This window comes from Rhodanobacter sp. C05 (assembly GCF_002001165.1).
Classification (GTDB): Bacteria; Pseudomonadota; Gammaproteobacteria; order Xanthomonadales; family Rhodanobacteraceae; genus Rhodanobacter.
Genome location: NZ_MUNQ01000016.1, coordinates 211,038 through 231,189 on the forward strand (window position 1 = coordinate 211,038; position 20,152 = coordinate 231,189).

Sequence of the window (20,152 nt, forward strand, 5' to 3'; positions counted from 1 at the left end):
TGTGAAGGTGCAACGCAATATGTGAAAACGGATTGGCTACCCGAAGATGGGGGTCGGGCTCAACTTTCGAGCATCGCCGCAAGGATGCGCGGCACCTCGGCGGTGGCCGCGGCCAGATGCGCGAAGATCTCTTCGATGCTGATTTCTGCCTCGTCCCCGCAGCCGGCGGCAAAATTCGCCACCAGCGCCAGGCAGGCGTATTCGAGCTCCAGCTCCCGCGCCAGCGCCGCCTCGGGCATGCCGGTCATGCCGACCAGATCGCAGCCATCGCGCTTCATCCGTGCGATCTCGGCGCGGGTTTCCAGCCGCGGACCCTGCGTGGCACCGTAGCAACCGCTGCCGATCACGGTGATCTCCACCGCCCGCGCCGCCGTCAGCAAGCGCTGGCGCAATGACTCGGTATACGGCTCGCTGAAGTCGATGTGCTTCACCTCGGCACCGTCGACATCGCAGAAACTGGTGTAGCGGCCATGGGTGTAGTCGATCAGCTGGTCGGGTACCACGACCACGCGCGGGCCCATGTCGCCACGGATGCCGCCGACCGCATTGACACCGATCACCCGCCGCACGCCCAGACTGTGCAGCGCCCACAGGTTGGCGCGGTAATTGACCCGGTGCGGCGGCAAGGTGTGGCTCTCGCCATGGCGCGCGAGGAAGGCCACCCGCTTGCCGGCAAAGTCGCCGATCGCCACGTCGCCCGAAGCCGCACCATAGGGCGTCTCCACCGCGTGACGCGTGACGTTTTCCAGGCCCGGAAACTTGTACAGGCCGCTGCCGCCGATCACGGCGAGGTCAATCGTGCTCATGCGGAGGTCTCCTTCAGTGCATAGATGCCCGGCAAGTTGCGCCCCTGCTCGTGGTAATCCATGCCATAGCCGAATACGTAGCGATCCGGCAGCTCGACGCCGTTGAAATCGGAGGCGATGCCTTCGGCCAGGCGATCATGCCGCTTGGTGCACAGGCTGGCGATCAGCACGCGCCTGGCACCGCGCTTGTAGCAATCGTCACGCACCGCCTTCAGCGTGTGGCCTTCATCGAGGATGTCGTCGACCAGCAGCACCACGCGACCGGCCAGCGGCACGAGTGGCTCACGCAGCCAGTGCAGATCGCTGCCGGAGGTGGCGCCGCGGTAGCGCGTCGCATGCACGTAGTCGAACTCCAGATCGGTGCGGATCGCCAGCGCCAGCTGGCCCGCAAAGATCAAGGCGCCGTTCATCACGGTGAGAAAGACGGCGCGCTCGCCATCCAGCGCGGCATCGATCTGGCGCCCCATGTCGGCGATCACGGTTTCCAGTTCGTCGCGCTCGTGCAGAACATCCGACTGTGCGAGGGCATCGGCAAGTGAAGGAGTTGAGGTATTCATGCCATTCCTGGTTCGGCATTCAGTGCCGTGATGCGCGCGACAAAACGGTCACGCTGCGGATTGTCGGTGAGGCTGGCCCAGCTGGCGCCGAGCGCGCCGCGCATGGCTGCCAGCTGCAGCGGTAGCGTCGTGCTGCGATCCTGCATCGCGGCGATCGCTTCGTCGACGACCTCGGGAAAACAGGCCAGCACCAGATCGCAACCGGCGTCCAGGTGCGCGCGCACACGCTCACCCACGCTGCCGGCGGCGCCAGCGGCAGCCATGCTGATGTCGTCGCTGATCACCGCGCCGGCAAAACCCAGCTCGCCGCGCAGGATCTGCCCGATCCACACCTTCGAATAACCGGCCGGCTGGCTGTCCACCGCCGGATAGGTCACATGCGCCATCATCACCGCCTCGACCCGCGCCTCGATGCACTCGGCAAACGGCAGCAGATCGTCGCGGCGGATCTGGTCGAGGCTGCACGGATCGATCGCCTGCGCCTTGTGCGTATCGACGGCGACCGAGCCATGCCCCGGGAAGTGCTTCAGCACCGCCGCCATGCCACCCAGGTGCATGCCGCGTACATAGGCTTGTGCCAACTCGGCGGTCACCGCCGGATCGGCGTGGAACGCGCGCAAACCGATGGCCGCGTTGCCCCGGGCCAGGTCGACCACGGGTGCAAAACTGAAATCGACGCCGCTGGCGCGCAGCTCGCTGGCCATCACCCAGGCGTGCTCCTCGGCAAGGCGCACCGCCTCGCCGGGATCACGGTCGTATACCGCGCCGACCGCTGCCAGCGGTGGCAGGCGGGTGAAACCATCCCGGAAACGCTGTACCGGACCGCCTTCCTGATCGACCGCGATCAGCAGTTCGTCACCACCTGTTTCGCGAATCGACTCGCACAGGGCAATCAACTGTTCGCGCGACTGATAGTTGCGCGCAAACAACAGCACGCCGGCGACTCCCGCCGCCGTGAGCCAGTGCCGTTCGTGTTCGGCCAGTTGCAGTCCGGCCACGCCGATCATCAGCATGCGGCATCCTCGGCAGCACGCTCGGCCGGCGACCAATGCCGGTACGGGTGCGTGATCAGGTTGACGTTGTAGTAGCGCGTCAGTGCACTTACCTCGCGACCCAGCCACGTTGGCCGCGGAAACGATGCATCGACGGCCGGCAATTCGACTTCGGCAACGATCAGCCCCGCGTTGTCGCCGAGAAATTCATCGATCTCGAACAGCACGCCGTCGACGTGGACATGATGGCGGATCTTTTCCAGCACGCCATCGCATAGCGTGGCCAGCAACACCTTGGCATCAGCGACCGGTATTGCGTATTCGAACTCGGCTCGTGCGATACCTGGTGTGGCCGCCTTGATGTTCAGCCACGCCTGTTCGCCAGCAAGCCGCGCGCGCACCGAGGCACGTGCGCTGCCATCGCGCAGCGCCTGCGCGCCCACCAGATAACCCTGTGCGATCGACTCGCTGCGCTCGATGGCTGCGCGCCAGCCGTCATTGGCCAGCAGGAATTTTCGTTCGATCTCGATGGCCATGGTTTTGTTTTACATGAAGAGTGCGGCCATGGATGGCCGCTTTTTGATTTTCGCATTCAAGGAAGAATGCATAAGTTACCGTTCAAACAGCGCGATGGATTCGACATGCGCGGTATGCGGGAACATGTCCATCACACCGGCCGATTTCAACTTGAAACCATGCTGGTTCACCAGGATGCCGGCATCGCGCGCCAGCGAGGCTGGATGGCAGGACACATACACGATGCGGCTGGTGTGCTTGTGCGGCAGGTACTCCAGCACCTTGTCGGCGCCGGCACGTGGCGGATCGAGCAGCAGCTTGTCCCACGGCTGGCGCGCCCAGTCGGCGCTGCGCTGATCCTCGAACAGGTTGGCCACATGGAAGTGTGCGTTGGCGATGCCATTGCGCGCGGCATTTTGCGCGGCGCGCTCGACCAGACCATGCTCGCCTTCCACACCGACCACTTCAGCGACACGACGGGCGATCGGCAGGGTGAAATTGCCGAGACCGCAGAACAGGTCGAGCACGCGATCGGTCGGTTGGGGATCGAGCAGTTCCATCGTGCGCGCCAGCATGCGCTGGTTCATGTCGGCATTGACCTGCACGAAATCGAGCGGCAGGAACTCCAGCTCGACATCGTCGTATCGCGTATCGCCACTGGCAATGCGGAACGCCAGCCGTGGCTGCTCCGGCCACAACGGATGCACGCTGCTGTTGCCGCCCGGCTGCAGGTAGATCGCCAACTCGTGCTGTTGCGCAAACGCGATCAGGGCGGCGCGGTCACGCTCGCTCAGCGGCTGCATGTGGCGAAACACCAGCGCCATGGTGTCGTCGCCCGCGGCGAACTCGATCTGCGGGATGTCATTGGCCGCATCCATGCCGTTGAGCAGCTCGGCGAGCAGGCCGACTTTCGGGCCAAGCGCCGGGTGCATCACTTCGCATTGCTGGATATCGGCAACGAAGCGCGGATTCTCCTCTTCGCGGAAACCCACCAGCACGCGGCCCTTCTTCACCACGTTGCGTACCGACAGACGACCCTTGCGCCGGTAGCCCCAGGGTTCGCCGGTGAGCGGTGGCAGCCATGACTGCGGCGTCACCTTGCCGATGCGTTCGAAGTTCTCCGCCAATACACGCTGCTTGGTGGCGATCTGCGATTCGGCATCAAGATGCTGGAACGAGCAGCCGCTGCATTCGCCGAAATGCCGGCAACGCGGCTCCACCCGATGCGGCGAGCGGGTGATCAGCTCGACGACCTCAGCCTCGTCGAAGTGGCGATGGCGCTTGCGCAGGCGCGCCAGCACCTGCTCGCCCAGCAGGGCGCCGCTGACGAATACCGCCTTGCCGTCGATACGGGCCACGCCACGACCGTCATGGCTGAGGTCAGTGATGTGAGCTTCAAACGGAGTCGACGGAACGGAGTTGGATCGAGACATGAGGCTTGGACGAATAAGGCCGTACTGGCTGGCCGCCAATTATCACAGATCGGCCCGAACACCGCCCATCATCCGGTGCCTGGGCTTATTTCCTTTGCCAGGCGCCGCCCGCGTCCTGGTAATACCAGCCGGCATGCGCCTTCTCGGTCCAGCCCTTGGCGAACGCCGCACGGATCTGCGGCTCCCACTCGGGGTGATTATTGGCATTGGCGATTTCGCGATACAGCGCGGCGCGGTCGCGGTTCTCGTCGGCCACGGCAGCATTGGCCGGCGCGCGCTGACTCAACGGCACCTTGGCCGCATCACGCATGGTCACCATGCCGTCATTGGTGAAGCCGACAGCACCGCTGTCCAGCAAAGCGCCGAGCACGCCCTGGAAACGTTCGCGCATGCGCCCACGAATCGCTTCGCTGGTGCTGGTCTGGATCAGAAGGTTCGGCGTCTCGGCGGCGTCTGCGGCAGGAATCAACAGATCGAGCAGCATTGCCGACGGCTGTTGCTCATGATTGCTTTTGGCGGGTGCTGGCTGCTTTGGTGCCGGGGTCGTGGTTTGCCCGGCATCATCCAGCACATTGCCGATGAACTGGTCAGCCGCCTTCTGCGCCGCTGCTTCCGGGAAATACACGTTGATGGTGACGCAGCCGACCAACGCCACGGCCAGTGAGGTCAGGATGACGTAGACAAGCTTGCGCATGACAGACTCCATCAGTCAAAACACATGAGAAAAACAGATAGCGCACGCGTCAACGGACTTCCGGTGCCGTGCCATTGATGGCATCACGCAATCGCCGCACCAGGGTCGGCCAGTCGACTTGGGTCTGATGACCGATCACCTGCAGATGCGGCAAGCCACTACCTTCGACGATAGTGTAACCGCCGCCGCCAGCCCCCAACCCACTCATCTGGCAGACCGTGCCCTGCAGGCTGCAGTTGAGGCCGATCCGGTTGTAGCCGAACGTCTTGAACAGTTTCAGCATGGCTGCCTGCAGCCCGCTCGCCACGCCGCCGCCACCGACAGCGGTAAGGTTGTTCACCGCGCGCTGGCTGATCCGGCCGCCGCTGTCGGCCAGCAGGCTCGCCTTGAACGCGACCGGACTCCAGTTGACCAGCCGCAGGTCGTCGATCGAACCGTCCATGCGACCGGTGATATTGCCGAAATCGAACACGCTGGTGATGGCGCCCAGATCGAGCTGTTTCAGGGCAAGGTCGCCACTCAGCACCGGGCTGGCTCCGAACGGTTGCTGCAGCGAGAGCCGGGTGATGTCGACGAAGCCGCCGAACACATTGGCCGACAGGCCGCCCTGCAGCTCGAAGCGGTCATCGACCCAGCGCAGCGAGGGAATCGCGCCGCCAAGTGTGCCGGGGAAGGCCGGCCATCCCATCGCATGACTGAATGCCGCCATGTCGACACCCGTGAGTACCAGCGAAGTCTCCAACCGCTGCCCTTTCGCTGCCGCCGGTCGCCAGTCCAGCTCACCGACATGCAGCAAGCCTTTCAGCACCGGGATCTCGAACGGCTGGCGCAGGCCGAGCGTGCCCGCGCGGCTCTGCCATTGCGACTGCGCAGCGCCATTGGCTATCCGGTAAAACTCCAGACTGCGCCAGCCAAGTGCGGTTGCCGGCCTTTCACCCTGGGCCGCCCAGTCCAGGCCGCCATGCAGGCCTTCGATCGCCAGCCGGCCATTCGCATCCGCCAGATTCAGGTCACCTGTGTCGAACGCAAAGCTGCGCAGGCCATCGGCGCCCAGTTCCAGACTCCCGTTCAACTGGCCGACGATGTCCATACCGCGTAGCCCAAGGGTGTTGAGCCACGCTTGGCCGTAGCGCTGGTAAGCCGTCGGGAAACTGGCGTGGACATGATCCAGCTTCAGCGTCTTCAACTCGCCCCTGGCATCCCATGCGAGCGCACCATCGAGCTGCAACGCGTCCGCATCACTTACCCGCAGGCGATGGACGTCAAACGCACCGCCCTGCACGCTGGCATGCAGGCCCAACTGCACCGCATGATCCGGCAACTTCGCGTAGAGCGGACCCAGCAGCAACTCGCCGCCGCGCAGGCTGGCGTCCAGATCGATCGCTGCCGGTCCAGCCGTGGTATCGAGGCTGAAGTGGCCATTGCCATTCACCGCCTGCCCGGCCAGCGTGCCGGTCGGCGTATCGAAACCGATGCCATTGAGCGTGAACTGCCCGGACGACTGCAGCCCGACATCACGCACGTCCAGCGCCAGTTCCGCGTCGAGCCTCCCGCCGGTAGGGCGCCCTGTCCAAACCGTGCCGAGCAGGCCCTGCAACCAGCCGGCAGGAAGATTCTTCAGGCTGATCTGGGCATGGCTGAGCTGATCCAGCGGCAAGGCCGTATTGGCCTGCGCCTTGCCTTGCAGGATGTTGACCAGGAGCGTATTTGCCGACTCGCTCAACTGGATGTTGACGTGGGCATCGCTGAGCGCGCCGCCTGGCGCCCCGACCAGATGCACGTTGCCGTCGAACAGCCAGCGCAGGCGTTCGTCGCGCTGCAGGCTGCCGTCGAGTGTCAGGCCCAGCCGTTGCCAACCCATGGCTGACACATCCGCCTGTGTTGCACTCAGCTGCAGATGCAGCCCACCGGTGGTGTCCTCGGCGATCCTCACCGTCACCTGCTGCAGATGGGCACCGGGCACGCTTACTGATCTGGCCGTCAGCAGCACATCCGCACGCGCAGGCACGACCCAGCCGATGCCCAGCAGCAGGCAACAACACAGCAAAAGATGGCTTGATGTGGGACGCATGTCGCGCCATTCTGCCAAATAAAGCTGAACGACAAGGATTTCGTCATGCCGACCCACCCTGATACTCCATTCATCGCGCCTGTCTCCGCCATGCCGCCACGGGTACTGGTGGCCGACGATGACGCCGCCAGCTGCCGTTTCCTGTGCGATGGCCTGCGCTCGCTGGGCGCCCAGGCACTGGCCTGCGGCGATGGCATGATGGCTCTGCAACATGCCTGCGCCGAGGTATTCGACCTGCTGCTGCTGGACTGCCGCATGCCGGGAGCCGGTGCGTTGCAGGTTCTTACCTCGCTGCGTGGCAATCCACAGGCCGGCTCGGCTGAATGCATCGCCGTCGCCACCACCGCCGAGCTGGCACCGCGTGACCGCCAGTCGCTGCTCGCCGCCGGCTTCACCGAGATCTTGCTCAAGCCCTGCAGCATGGCTGATCTGCAGCGTGTGCTGATGCTGGTTCAGCCGGAACGGTCCGACGCCTGCGTGCTTGATGACCAGGCCGCGCTCAGCAGCTCAGGCGACACCGCCACCATGCTGGCGCTGCGACGGCTGCTGCGAGAAGAGCTGATCCTGCTTGAACAGGAACTGGAGCCGCTGAGTCGCGATCGGTTCGGCTTTGGCGAGCGCCTGCATCGATTGCGCTCATCGTGTGGATTCTGTGGCGCTGCCGCGCTGTCGACCCAGACGATATGGCTGCAGCAACGCTTGTCGGAACGCGAGGCGACGCCTGCCGCACTGACCCGCTTCCGCAAGACGCTGCTGACGACGTTGCAGGCGCTGGACCGCTAGCCGTGCTGTCGGCTGCCGTGCATTCAGCGGCGTGATACGGCCAACGCCAGCACTCGCCAGGCACGCAGCTCAGCACCGCCAAGATGGAAGCGGATCACTTCGCGCATCAGGTCGCGCAGGCTCTTCAGGCCGGCGCGGTCAGGCGGTTGATCCTGCGCCAGGGCCAGCAGGTCGCTGCCGCGCAACGCCTGCGCATGACCCGGCGCACAGCGCACGACACCCTGCTCGACCAGATAGCGATAGTGCGCGCCTGGCTCCAGCGGCTCGCCGCTGTCCGATTCGTATTGCAGCTGCAGGCCGTAGCCAATCGCCTCCAGCAGGTCGCGCTCGAAGCGGCGCAGGCTCCACGCCAGTGACTCGTCTCCGGCCAGTCGCACCAGTGTCTGTCCATACACATCGAACAGCAATGGCAGCGGATCCTGCCGCTCGGTCAGGCGCACCACCAGTTCGTTGAGGTAGAGTCCGGCCAGACCAGCGTCGCCAGCCAGTCGCAAGGGTGTGCCGACAGTCTCCACTGCAGTGAGCGTCGCCAGCTCGCCGCGCAGCAGAAGATCCAGCGCCAGCGGCTGGAAAGGCTCAAGCTGGGCACGACGCAGGCGACTGCGTTCGCCCCGCACCCCGCGCGCCACCACACCGAGCCGGCCATGTTCCCGGGTCAGACATTCCAGCAGCAACGACGTCTCGCGATACGGCCGCGCGTGCAGGACATAGGCGGATTGCTGTTCGATGCGCACCCTTTATCCTGCGTCCTGTTTCCCGCTGTCAGTCCGTATAGCCGAACTTCTTCAGCATGTTCTCGTCGTCGACCCAGCCTTCGCGCACCTTCACCCACAGCTTCAGGAACACTTTGCGCTCGAACATGCGCTCCATATGGCGCCGTGCGCTGGTGCCGATGGCCTTGAGCTGGGCACCGCCATTGCCGATCACGATGGCTTTCTGGCCGTCGCGCTCGACCCAGATGATCGCGTGGATTTCGGCGATGCCGTCGGGGCGGTCGCTGAACTGCTCGATCTCCACCGTGGTGGCGTACGGCAGTTCCTGATCGAGCCGCAGCATCAGTTGCTCGCGCACCATCTCGGCAGCCAGGAAACGCTCGCTGCGATCGGTGATCTCGTCTTCGCCGTACACCGGCGCCTGCACCGGCAGACGCTTCAGGATCGCCTGCTCCAGCTCCTTCAGGCCTTGCGCCTTGAGCGCGCTGACGTAATGGATTTCGTCGTAGCTGTGCTTCGCCACCAGCTCGGCAACGAACGGCAGCATCACCGTCTTGTCCTTGTTCAGATCGACCTTGTTGATCACCAGGAAGCGCGGCGACGACTGCTCGACCAGGGCGGCATACAGCGCCTCGTCCTCGTCGGTGAAGCGGCCGGCTTCGATCACCTGCACCGCCAGATCCACATCGCTGATCGCCGAACGCGCGGCACGGTTCAGGCTGCGGTTCATCGCCCGCTTGGCGCCGCGATGCAGGCCCGGCGTATCGACGTACATGATCTGTCCGGCCTCGCTGTTGGCGATGCCGAGAATGCGATGGCGGGTAGTCTGCGGTCGCGGGCTGACAATCGACAGCCGAAAGCCGATCAGCGCATTGAGCAGGGTCGACTTGCCCACGTTGGGCCGCCCGGCCAGCGCGACCAGACCGCAGCGAAAATCCTCATGCGGCAGGCCATCGTCGGTATCGGCAGCGGGTTCCAGTTCGTGGTTCATGGCGCAATGTACTCGGCAAGTCGGATGGCAAGTGTAGTGCTTCGCGGAAACGGCGGCGGCCGGCACGCATGACGGCGACCGGCGGGCACGCCTGCCGCCATGGTGCGCGTGAGGCAAGAATCAGGCTTTGCGGTGCCGCTCCAGCAGCTGGTTGAACACGATCTCGGCTGCATCCTGCTCGGCGGCACGACGACTGACGCCACGGGCTTCGGCACTGAGCGGCAGCGGCTCGCCGATCGTGCAGCTGACATCGAACGTCTTGGCATGATCCTCGCCGTGACTGGCGATCAGATGATACTGCGGCAATGGCCAGCCACTGGCCTGCAGCCATTCCTGCAGGCGGGTCTTGGCATCCTTGGAGGATTTTCGCAGGGCCGCGATCCGCTCGCCAAACAGCTCGCGCACAACCTGACGGCAGGCATCGAAGCCAGCATCCACATACACCGCCGCCACCAATGCCTCGAAGGCATCGGCCAGAATCGAGTCGCGCCGGAAACCACCGCTCTTCAATTCGCCGGGGCCGAGCTTCAATCCGTCGCCCAGCTCGAGCTCACGCGCCAGCACCGCCAATGCCTGGCCGTTGACCAGCTGGGCACGCAGTCGCGACAGCTCTCCTTCGCTGGCCTTGGGATGAATCTCGTAAAGCATCTCGGCGATGACCGCACCCAGCAGTGCATCGCCGAGAAATTCAAGCCGCTCGTTGTTCGGTTTGCCGATGCTGCGGTGGGTCAGTGCCAGCTGCGCCAGCGCCGGGTCACGAAAACGGTGAGGCAGATTCAAGGATCACTCGCCTACATTGCCCTGCAGTTGCACGCTCTTTTCGAAGTGCAGCAGGAAATCGATGTTGTACATGAACGGGATCTGCTTGTCGTACGCCACATGCAGCTGATTGCCGCCGCCGCTGTCGCGCACGATGGTGATATTCGCCGGCTTGATGGTGGCGTCATCGACGTACTGGAAACCCATCTTGAACATCAGCGCACGCCGGATATCGTCCAGCGACTTGCCATTGGTGCCCTCGGTGGAGACCTGGTTCATGGCCTTGACCACGCCCATGTACTCCGAATACGACGGGAACAGCTTCATCGCCATGAAGGCAAAAAAGGCCACGATGGCCATGATGAACAGAAACCCGATCAGGGTGACGCCCGACTGCTTCGATTTCATAGTCCCCTCGCTATGCCGACTTTGCGGCGTGGCCATCGTTGCCTTGATCTGGCGATCCCCCTACCGGACCAGTCCGGATGGGGCGATTATGCCAGCGGATTCTCGCACTGTTGCCGGCCACGCGTACGGGGCCATCGACCCCGTCACGCTTTGGCTCGCCAGCCTGACTCAATGAATCACGGTACCGATCCGCGAGAAGTCTACGCCACCGGTACCCCAACCCTTCCAGCTCATCCAGATCAGGAAGGCCTTGCCGGCCAGATTCTTCTCGGGCATGCAACCCCACCAGCGGCTGTCGAGACTGTTTTCGCGATCGTCTCCCATCACCAGATAGCAGCCCTGCGGCACGACCGACGGCACCAAGGCATTGGGAATCTCATTGGTCGACATGCGCGTCGGCATGCGTGCAATGAGGTGATCCACCTTGCCCAGGTGCTCGTTCCACACGGTGGCGTTGAAATGTAGCAGCTCTGCATCCGCATCACGCTGCTCATTGCCCACGAACGGCCCCACTTCGCTGGCCATCACGGGCTTGCCGTTGATGATGATCTGGCTGTCGTGTACCTCAACGGTATCTCCGGGCAGACCAATCACGCGCTTGATCCAGTTCTGGTTCTTGATCGGCAACCGTGGGACCGGGCAAGCATAGTCTGGCCCAAGACTCGGTGGGCCACCCTCGTCACCACCCACGCGCGCCAGCTGACCGTTTTCGTCCAGGCATCTGTAACCCGGGAAGCGGAACACCACCACATCGCCACGCTTCGGCTCGCCGAGGCTCAGGAACTTGTTGTTGAACGCCGGCATGCGCAGGCCGTAAGCGAATTTGTTGACCAGGATGAAATCGCCCACGTCCAGCGTCGGCATCATCGAGCCGGACGGAATCCGGAATGGCTCGGCCACGAACGAGCGCAGCAGCAAGACCACCAGCACCACCGGAAACAGCGAGCGCGCCCAGTCCACCGGCATCGGGTCGCTGTATTCCTTGCCGGACGCGTCCAGACGGGCCTTGCGCTTCTTGTACAGGAACAGGCGATCCAGGCCCCACACCACGCCGAACAGCACGGTGAGGCCAAGCAGAATCGCCGAAAAATCGAATTCCATGCCTTAACTCCAGATTGCCTGACGGATCATTGCTGATCGCATGTGTTATTTGTCCACTTTCAGCACTGCAAGGAAGGCTTCCTGGGGAATCTCCACGCGGCCGACCTGCTTCATGCGCTTCTTGCCTTCCTTCTGCTTCTCCAGGAGCTTCTTCTTGCGGCTGACGTCGCCGCCGTAGCACTTGGCCAGAACATTCTTGCGCAGGGCTTTCACCGTCGAACGCGCGATGATCTGTGCGCCGATGGCTGCCTGGATCGCTACGTCGAACTGCTGGCGCGGAATCAGATCCTTCATCCGCTCGACCAGTTCGCGTCCTTTGCGGTCGGCGTGGCTGCGATGCAGGATCAGGCTCAGCGCGTCGACGCGCTCGCCGTTGATCAGCACATCGGTACGCACGAACGGACCGGCTTCGAAGCGCTCGAAGTGATAGTCCATCGAGGCATAGCCGCGCGAGACCGATTTCAGCCGGTCGAAGAAATCCATCACCACTTCGGCCAGCGGCATCTCGTAGCTGATCTGCACCTGGGTGGCCAGATACTGGATCGAACGCTGTACACCGCGCTTTTCCTCGCACAAGGTGATCACGTTGCCGATGTATTCCGGCGGCGTGAGGATATTGGCGACGATGATCGGCTCGCGGATTTCCTGCACCAGGCTGGAGTTGGTCGGCAGCTTGGCCGGGTTGTCCAGCATCAGGATCGAACCGTCGGTCTTGAGCACCTCGTACACCACGGTCGGTGCGGTGGTGATCAGATTCAGATCGTATTCGCGCTCCAGCCGCTCCTGCACGATTTCCATGTGCAGCATGCCGAGGAAGCCGCAGCGGAAGCCGAAGCCCATCGCCTCGGAGGATTCCGGCTCGAAGAACAGCGCAGCGTCGTTGAGGCGCAGCTTGTCCAGCGCCTCGCGCATCGCCGGATAATCATCCGAGGACACCGGGAACAGCCCGGCGAACACGCGCGGTTGCATGGTCTGGAAGCCAGGCAGCGGCTTGTCGGCCGGCTTGCCGGCGTGGGTCAAGGTGTCGCCGACCGGCGCGCCGTGCACGTCCTTGATCGAGGCATTGATCCAGCCCACCTCACCGGCGCCGAGCTTGTCCAGCTTCTTGCGCTTGGGCGTGAACACGCCGACATCCCCCACTTCGTGGGTGCGGCCAGTCGACATCACCAGCAGCTTGTCACCGGACTTGATTTCGCCCTGCATGACGCGCACCAGCGAGACCACGCCGAGGTAATTGTCGAACCAGGAATCGATGATCAGCGCCTGCAGCCGGTCGGTATCGCGCGGCTTCGGCGGCGGGATGCGCGCGATGATCGCTTCCAGCACCTCGATCACGTTCAGACCGGTCTTGGCACTGATCGCCACCGCGTCGGTGGCATCGACGCCGATCACCGCCTCGATTTCGAGTTTCACCTTTTCCACATCGGCGGTCGGCAGATCGATCTTGTTGATCACCGGCACCACTTCCAGCCCCTGCTCCACCGCGGTGTAGCAGTTCGCCACCGACTGAGCCTCGACGCCCTGCGCCGCATCCACCACCAGCAGCGCGCCTTCGCAGGCAGCCAGCGAACGGCTGACCTCGTAGGAGAAATCGACGTGGCCGGGGGTGTCGATGAAATTCAGCTGATAGGTCTTGCCGTCGCGCGCGGTGTACGGCAGCGATACCGACTGCGCCTTGATCGTGATGCCACGCTCGCGCTCGATCGGATTGTTGTCCAGCACCTGCGCTTCCATTTCGCGCTCGGCCAGGCCACCACAGATCTGGATGATGCGGTCGGCGAGGGTCGACTTGCCGTGGTCGATATGGGCAATGATGGAGAAGTTGCGGATCAATTCCATGGAGCGCGGATGGCCTGTCGGGCTTGGGTTTTGCCACCACGCACCATGCATGACAGCGCATCACCATCGGGCGACGCTAACCCGGCATTATCGCATGGAACCCGCCATTGCCGCCGCATCATGCACAGTACGGGTATCCCGCCGGACACCCGCACTGATACTGATACCTGCCGCTGCAGGCGACCGCCTGATTACTTGCCGCCCGGCACGGTCAGACCGATGAACTGGCTCTGCTCGCCACGGCGTACCAGCAGCAACACCGTGCTGCCGGCCTTCACGTCCCTGGTCGCGGCCTGGAACTCGGCCACATTGCCGGTCTTCTGCTGGTTGACCATCAGGATCACGTCGCCGGTCTGCAAACCGGCCTGTGCCGCGACCGGACCGCTGACATCGCTGATCACCACGCCCTGCCCCAGCGGCAACCCCAGCTGCTTGCGGGTGTCATTGTCCAACGGCTGCACGGTCAGGCCGAGCGCGGCGGTACCGCCGTGCGCTGATGGTGCCGCACCCGATTTGTTCGCTGCAGCCTGATCGCGTGAAGTTTCGGTAATGGTGACCTCCAGAGTCTGCTTCTTGCCACTGCGCAAAATCTCGACCGGTACCTTGCTGCCCGACTTGGTCATGCCTACCAGCGGCGGCAGATCCGCAGACTGCTGCAGCACCTGGCCGTTGTAGCTGAGAATGATGTCGCCGACCTGGATGCCGGCCCTGGCTGCGCCACTGCCAGGAGTGACATCGACCACTGCGGCGCCGGCGCCATTGTCGAGCTTGAACGCCTTGACCATGTCGTCGTTAACTGCCTGTACGGTGACGCCGAGCATGCCGCGCGACACGTAACCCTTGGTCTTGATCTGCTGCACCGCATTCATCGCCATGTCGATCGGGATCGAGAACGACACGCCCAGGTAATCGCCGGTATTGGAATAGATCTGCGAGTTGATGCCGACCACCTGACCCTGCAAGTTGAACAGCGGGCCACCGGAATTGCCGCGATTGATCGGTACGTCGGTCTGGATGAACGAGGTGTACGCCTGGTCACTCTCGCCCAGATTGCGTCCGACGGCGCTCACGATGCCTTGCGTCACCGTGTAGTCGAAACCGAACGGCGAACCGATCGCCAGCACCCACTGGCCCGGCTTGAGGCTGTGTGAATCACCGATGCTCACCGTCGGCAGGCTGCCGCCGGCATCGACCTTGAGCAAGGCTATGTCATAGGTGGGGTCAGTACCGACCACCTTCGCGGTCAGCGTGCGTCGATCCTGCAATCGCACGATGACCTTGTCCGCATGATCGACGACGTGGTTATTGGTGAGGATGTAACCGTTGCTGGAAATGATGAAGCCCGAACCGAGCGAGGTGTGCTTCTGCTCCTGCGGCGACGGCATCGTCGGCATGCCGAAGAAGCGCCGGAAGAATTCGGCTTGCGGATCGTCCGGGATACCCTGCCCTGGTGTCGCCTGTCCATCCGCAGCCTGGTTTTTCTGGGCTGCTTCACCCGTATAGCGGGCCTCGACGTGCACCACGGCAGCCGCATTTTTCTCCACGATGGCGGTGAAATCCGGCAGCGCCGCAGGGCTGGGCGCCGGTTGCGCCTGCACGCCACCAACGACGGCAACGCTGATCAATGCAGAGCACGCGAAAGTGCGCAAGATGGAACGATTCATGACTCCTCCTTGGTTGATTTAATCTGGAAGACCACAGCGTGCATGGTCTTCGGGAAATGCAGGATATGCAGACATCGTGCTGTATTCACACACGCCAGCATCCGGCCCGTTGCCGGGCCGAATGGAGCAGGAACAGTGGTGGTCGGACCGCGGACAGGCACACGCGATTCGTTTATTGACCGACAGCAGCAGCCCGATGCGACATATCGGCAGGGGCGACCCGCGGTTGCGGGTCCAGCAACAGCAGATAACTGCCGTCCTTGTTGTCGAGCGTGCGATACCTGGGCAGCGACGGATACGCCGACAAGCGACGGGTATAAATCGGCTGGTTTGCATCAAACGGCGCGCCCAGCGTGGCTGAGGCCTGCTGGCTGAGCAAGTCCGTGGAATTGGCACTCAGCCACGGTGGCACAACAGCTGGAGTCGCCGACCGGTTTGCCGGCAACGCATGGGCGGCCGTACTGGTCTGCTGCTGGCTGCTCAGTGCTGCCGTAGCGTTGCGTCCGGTATCGCCGGTCGGCTGGCTGATCATCAAGGCAGCAGCAGCCACGCTCGCGGCAATCGCGCCACCCGCCGACCAGTGCAACCAATGACGACGACTGGTGCCAACAGGTAACGACTCCCGCTCGATTGCCAGCATGACCCGGGCAGCGAAATCGGGCGTTGCCATCGTCGGCAATTCCCGACGCAGCCCGTCACCAGCAAGCTGGTAGCGAGTCCATACCTGCTTCAGCTTGGGATCATGGTCGATTTGGCGCAACAAAAACCGCAGCTGCTCTTTCGCCAACTCGCCGTCGATGCCGGCTGAAAGATTTTCCCGGATGTTCTGGTTCATGCCTAATCCTCGCGGTCCGACAACAGGGGCCGCAGCTTTTCGTCGATCGCCTCACGCGCCCGGAAGATGCGCGAACGCACCGTACCGATCGGGCAGCCCATCGCTTCGGCGATTTCATCGTAGCTGAGACCGTCCACCTCGCGAAGCGTGATGGCTGTCCGCAGCTCTTCGGGCAGGGCTTGGACAGTGGAAAATACGGATTGTTCAATTTCCTGACGCATCATCTCGCGTTCGGGCGTGGCGCTGTCGTGCATGCGCTCGGCACCGGCCATGAACACGGCATCCTCGGCGTCGATATCATCGGTCGGCGGCCGCCGACCCATCGCCACCAGGTGATTCTTGGCGGTGTTCACCGCGATCTTGTAAAGCCAGGTGTAGAACGCGCTGTCGCCGCGGAACGAACCGATGGCCCGCCAGGCACGGATGAACGATTCCTGCGCGATGTCCTCACACTCGGCATGGCTCCTTACGTAGCGGGACACCAAGCCGATCACCTTGTGCTGATACTTGAGCACCAGCAGATCGAAGGCCCGCTTGTCTCCACTCTGGACACGTTCGACCAGCGCGCGATCCAGTTCGTTTTCGCCCGAGCGGGCCGTATCCGTCGTCAATGCCGTCATCCGCTGCGGGAGCTTAAAGTTGGGAGCTGTAGAAACTGAACGCGCCGCTCAGACCGCCAACGATCGCGCAAGTTCAGCATGCGTGGAATAGCACACCAACATAACGCACAGCCTGTTCACTGGTTGTCATGCCATGGCTGACCCGTCCAGCGCGCGACCGCAGGTACACCCCTACACTTATGGGGACACCTGTCAGCAGCTCAAGCCGGTTCGGCTTCGCGCGGCTCCAGCAGGCGCTGCCGCTCGGCCAGCAGTTTGTCAAAACTGATCGTCTGCAGCGGGCGGCAGAACAGATAGCCCTGCAATTCATCGCAGGCATGACTGCGCAGAAATTCGAAATGCTGCTCGGTCTCGACACCCTCCGCCACCACGGCCCGCTTCAGGCGATGGGCCATATCGATGGTGGCGCGCACGATCGCCTCGTCGTCAGGATCGACTCCGATATTGCGCACGAAGCTCTGGTCGATCTTGATGCGGTCGGCCGGCAAACGGCGAAGGTAGTCCAGCGAGGCGGCACCTGTACCGAAATCGTCGATCGCAATATGGCAACCCAGCCGGTGCAGTGCATGCAGATTCTCCACCAGGTTCGGTGCCTCCTTGATGCTGATGCTCTCGGTGATCTCCAGTTCCAGCAGCGTCGGATCCAGACCGGTCTCGCGCAGTACCGTGGTTACCGTTTCCAGCAGTTTCGGCTCCATCAATTGCACGGCGGACAGATTCACACCCAGCCGCAAGCGCAGTCCATAGCGCTGTTCCCATTCCTTGGCCTGGCGGCAGGCGGTGCGCATCACCCATTCGCCGATCGACACAATCAGGCCGCTCTCCTCGGCCAGTGGAATGAATACTGCCGGGCTGATCATGCCCTGCTCAGGGTGTTCCCAACGCACCAGCGCTTCCATGCCGACGATATCCTCACTCTCGGCATCGACCTGGGGCTGGTAGACCACTCGCAGCTCGCCATTGCCTTCGGCATGGCGCAGGCGGGTCTTCAAGGCCATGCCGTGTTCCTGGGCATACTCCGGGCTTACCTCATAGATCTGGAAATTGTTGCGGCCGAGATGCTTGGCCGCATACATCGCCTCGTCGGCATGCTTGAGCAGGGTCTGGGCATCGCCTGCATCGTCAGGGAAGAAACTCAGTCCCATCGACGCGGTGACCTGAAGTTCGGTACCGTCCTCGAGGTACAGCGGTGTCTCCATCACCTGAACGATCTTTTCGGCCACGCGCAGCACGTCGTCATTCTTGACGATATGCCGCAGCACAATGGTGAACTCGTCGCCGGCATAGCGCGCCACGGTGTCGGAAGCGCGGATGCTGCCGCACAGGCGCTGCGTGACCGTCCGCAATACCTGGTCACCGGCGGCATGCCCATAGGTGTCGTTGATTGCCTTGAAGCGATCGAGGTCGACAAACAGCACGGCAAAGCATTCACCGTTGCGGATCGCCTCGCGGATGATCGTGTCCAGTCGGTCATTGAACAGCAGGCGGTTCGGCAACCCGGTCAATGCATCGACCAGACCTTCGGCACGACCCTGCTCACGCGTGTGTCCCAGCTCCAGCACCTGTGCGAAACGGGCCGCGGAACAGCGCAGCACCGGCTCGATGATGCCCAGCTCGCTGAATCCCCGCCGGCAGCCAGCCAGCATCGCGCCAAGTACCGTGTGCCGCTCGTCGTGCAGCGGCAGGCCGACGAACCCGGCCAGGTCGAGTTGCTGCAGCAAAGGGTCGTTCGGTGCCAGCCGCTTTGCATCGGATCGATGCATGAGTGTCTTGCCGCCCAGCACCAGCTGCAATGAACTCTGCATTTGTGCTGGCGGCCATGCGGGTTCGTCGCCATTCCACAATTGAAGCAGTTGTGTCGGTGCATCAGCACCGTCCTGACGTGTCGACCAGACGGCCAGATAATCCAGGCCCAGTTCGTCGAACAGCAGACGACCGACCGCGCCCTGGGAATCAACACCACTGGCCGAGGCGAAGATGCGGGACAGCAGGGACAGGGCTGCCTCGGCGCGCAAATCGGCACGATCGCTGCGGAACATCAGGGCCAGTGCGTCGTGCCCGGCATGGCGGATTCGCCGCACATTGGCCTGACCGGTATCGGCGCCTTGCGCCGACTTGCGCTGGCACGGGTACCAGTTGCGGTTGGCTTCAGCCAGAACCTGCGCCAGCACGACACCCTCAAACCTCACTACATCCGACAGCAGCAGACCTTCCCATTGACTCGCATGCAGACGGCTGTGTCTGGCCACGGTCGGGCTGACTTCCAGCAAGTGGCCGGTCCGGGCGTCGGCAATCAGCCACTCGTTGTTGCCTTCCTCGAACACATAACGGTAATTCTCATCTGCGTCGCTGGCAGGCACGACCTCCTTGCGTGGGCCTTGCGGGACCGCCAGCGAACAGCGCCAACGCGCTACCAGTTCGGCGCCGATCTGCGGGGCCGACAACCAGTCGGCAATGCCCGCCGGCAGATCGGTCGGACTGACCGTCGCCTCGTCAGCCAAGACCACCATCAACGGCGTATCCGCCCCACCCGGCAGACGACGCAACTGCTCGCAGATATTCAATGCCTGCTGCTGATCGCCAGCCAGCACGACCACCATCAGCTGCAGCGGTGGCAGTGGCGGGCGCCCCTCCAGCAGGATCGCCGCATGCGATACATCACGCGCACTGTGGATCTGCGAATAACCTGCCTGATCGAGCGCGTCGAACAAGTTGCGGCGCAATTCGCGCTGTGCAGCAATGACGAGGATGCCTGAGTTCATGCTTGCATCCGCCTCAAACCAGCCAACGGCCGTCGCGCAGGCGCAGGCGCCGCGGCCGGCTGTCTTCGCTGCTCAAGCGGCACGCCAATTCACCCAGATGCTCGGCCAGTGCCGTCGGGGCACCCACCAGCACCACACGACGCAAGTGCTCCTTTGGTGCGCGAGCCAGCTGGCGCAGCAAGGTGGCATCCATTGCCGACAGCGGCAATTCCAGCCCGACCAGGAAATAGACCCCGAAATGCATGCTCTGCTGCATATAGCGCAGCGCATTGCCAAGCCGCTGGCAATCCGGCACCCGCACATGCGCGTCGCGCAAGCTGCTGAGGCCCGTATCCGGCTGCCACAGGTAGACGGCCTGGCCGGTGTGCCTGGCAAGCGTACGGAACTGACCGATCAGGTTATGCACATCCTTGCTGTCCAGCACCACCAGGCCGCTGGGAGCCGTCAGGATGCGCTCGAAGATTTCGGCACCGACTTGCGGCGGGGCGGAGGCCATCACGGAAGTCATTGCGTCCCCGTCCTGCAGTGCCAGTGTAATTTCACGGTAAGACCCACTCCCTGGTGACGTAACCCGACGAACCCGACCGGCCAGGGCGGCTCATTGAACC

19 protein-coding genes are annotated in these 20,152 nt (G+C 63.3%); 1 reads left to right on the plus strand and 18 read right to left on the minus strand.

Going from position 1 to position 20,152, the window contains the following annotated elements; genetic code table 11:
- Nucleotides 1-59 precede the first annotated feature (59 nt).
- From B0E51_RS14245 to B0E51_RS14275, 7 genes are all read right to left on the minus strand, one after another.
- Entirely contained in the window at nucleotides 60-806 is a 747-nt protein-coding gene (locus tag B0E51_RS14245) for an S-methyl-5'-thioinosine phosphorylase (RefSeq protein WP_077445526.1), read from the minus strand.
- Nucleotides 803-1,363, minus strand: coding sequence for a hypoxanthine-guanine phosphoribosyltransferase (locus B0E51_RS14250; protein WP_077445527.1), 561 nt, complete (start codon nucleotides 1,361-1,363; stop codon nucleotides 803-805). Before B0E51_RS14250 ends, B0E51_RS14245 begins: the two co-directional genes overlap by 4 nt.
- The gene (gene nagZ, locus B0E51_RS14255; protein WP_077445528.1) at nucleotides 1,360-2,376 is read right to left on the minus strand and encodes a beta-N-acetylhexosaminidase; all 1,017 of its coding nucleotides are present in this window, start codon (nucleotides 2,374-2,376) and stop codon (nucleotides 1,360-1,362) included. The genes B0E51_RS14250 and nagZ overlap by 4 nt, the downstream gene beginning before the upstream one ends.
- Nucleotides 2,370-2,891, minus strand: a complete 522-nt coding sequence (locus B0E51_RS14260; RefSeq protein ID WP_077445529.1) for a CYTH domain-containing protein — start codon at nucleotides 2,889-2,891, stop codon at nucleotides 2,370-2,372. Before B0E51_RS14260 ends, nagZ begins: the two co-directional genes overlap by 7 nt.
- 75 nt (nucleotides 2,892-2,966) lie before the next feature.
- Nucleotides 2,967-4,304 carry a 23S rRNA (uracil(1939)-C(5))-methyltransferase RlmD gene (gene rlmD, locus B0E51_RS14265; protein WP_077445530.1) on the minus strand — a complete coding sequence of 446 codons (1,338 nt, stop codon included), beginning with the start codon at nucleotides 4,302-4,304 and terminating at the stop codon, nucleotides 2,967-2,969.
- An 85-nt stretch (nucleotides 4,305-4,389) separates the two neighbouring features.
- On the minus strand, nucleotides 4,390-4,998 hold the full coding sequence (locus tag B0E51_RS14270) for a YdbL family protein (RefSeq protein WP_077445531.1): 609 nt from the start codon (nucleotides 4,996-4,998) through the stop codon (nucleotides 4,390-4,392).
- Nucleotides 4,999-5,047: 49 nt separating this feature from the next.
- Nucleotides 5,048-7,069 carry a hypothetical protein gene (locus B0E51_RS14275; RefSeq protein WP_077445570.1) on the minus strand — a complete coding sequence of 674 codons (2,022 nt, stop codon included), beginning with the start codon at nucleotides 7,067-7,069 and terminating at the stop codon, nucleotides 5,048-5,050.
- 45 nt (nucleotides 7,070-7,114) lie between these two features.
- Between B0E51_RS14275 and B0E51_RS14280 the strand changes: the two genes are divergently transcribed.
- Entirely contained in the window at nucleotides 7,115-7,852 is a 738-nt protein-coding gene (locus tag B0E51_RS14280) for a response regulator (RefSeq protein WP_254424527.1), read from the plus strand.
- Nucleotides 7,853-7,875: 23 nt separating this feature from the next.
- On the opposite strand, the gene recO is transcribed toward B0E51_RS14280, so the two are convergent.
- The 11 genes from recO to B0E51_RS14335 all read right to left on the minus strand — a co-directional run bounded on the left by recO (nucleotide 7,876) and on the right by B0E51_RS14335 (nucleotide 20,052).
- Nucleotides 7,876-8,586, minus strand: a complete 711-nt coding sequence (gene recO, locus B0E51_RS14285) for a DNA repair protein RecO (RefSeq protein ID WP_077445533.1) — start codon at nucleotides 8,584-8,586, stop codon at nucleotides 7,876-7,878.
- Nucleotides 8,587-8,614: 28 nt separating this feature from the next.
- Nucleotides 8,615-9,556, minus strand: a complete 942-nt coding sequence (era, locus tag B0E51_RS14290; protein ID WP_077445534.1) for a GTPase Era — start codon at nucleotides 9,554-9,556, stop codon at nucleotides 8,615-8,617.
- Nucleotides 9,557-9,676: 120 nt separating this feature from the next.
- Complete coding sequence (gene rnc, locus B0E51_RS14295) at nucleotides 9,677-10,336, minus strand: ribonuclease III (protein WP_077445535.1); 660 nt, start codon at nucleotides 10,334-10,336, stop codon at nucleotides 9,677-9,679.
- 3 nt (nucleotides 10,337-10,339) lie between these two features.
- Nucleotides 10,340-10,723, minus strand: coding sequence for a DUF4845 domain-containing protein (locus B0E51_RS14300; protein WP_077445536.1), 384 nt, complete (start codon nucleotides 10,721-10,723; stop codon nucleotides 10,340-10,342).
- A 168-nt stretch (nucleotides 10,724-10,891) separates the two neighbouring features.
- The gene (gene lepB / locus B0E51_RS14305) at nucleotides 10,892-11,824 is read right to left on the minus strand and encodes a signal peptidase I (protein ID WP_077445537.1); all 933 of its coding nucleotides are present in this window, start codon (nucleotides 11,822-11,824) and stop codon (nucleotides 10,892-10,894) included.
- Nucleotides 11,825-11,869: 45 nt separating this feature from the next.
- Nucleotides 11,870-13,663 carry a translation elongation factor 4 gene (gene lepA, locus B0E51_RS14310; RefSeq protein WP_077445538.1) on the minus strand — a complete coding sequence of 598 codons (1,794 nt, stop codon included), beginning with the start codon at nucleotides 13,661-13,663 and terminating at the stop codon, nucleotides 11,870-11,872.
- Between the two features lie 191 nt (nucleotides 13,664-13,854).
- Nucleotides 13,855-15,327: a Do family serine endopeptidase gene (locus B0E51_RS14315; RefSeq protein ID WP_077445539.1), complete on the minus strand. Its 1,473-nt coding sequence runs from the start codon at nucleotides 15,325-15,327 to the stop codon at nucleotides 13,855-13,857.
- A gap of 172 nt (nucleotides 15,328-15,499) precedes the next feature.
- A complete protein-coding gene (locus tag B0E51_RS14320; RefSeq protein ID WP_077445540.1) occupies nucleotides 15,500-16,162 on the minus strand; it encodes a sigma-E factor negative regulatory protein in 663 nt (220 codons plus the stop codon).
- Between the two features lie 2 nt (nucleotides 16,163-16,164).
- Nucleotides 16,165-16,782: an RNA polymerase sigma factor RpoE gene (rpoE, locus tag B0E51_RS14325; RefSeq protein ID WP_174570678.1), complete on the minus strand. Its 618-nt coding sequence runs from the start codon at nucleotides 16,780-16,782 to the stop codon at nucleotides 16,165-16,167.
- Between the two features lie 200 nt (nucleotides 16,783-16,982).
- Nucleotides 16,983-19,544, minus strand: coding sequence for an EAL domain-containing protein (locus B0E51_RS14330; RefSeq protein WP_077445541.1), 2,562 nt, complete (start codon nucleotides 19,542-19,544; stop codon nucleotides 16,983-16,985).
- Between the two features lie 13 nt (nucleotides 19,545-19,557).
- Complete coding sequence (locus tag B0E51_RS14335) at nucleotides 19,558-20,052, minus strand: hypothetical protein (RefSeq protein WP_077445542.1); 495 nt, start codon at nucleotides 20,050-20,052, stop codon at nucleotides 19,558-19,560.
- Between the last annotated feature and the right edge of the window lie 100 nt (nucleotides 20,053-20,152).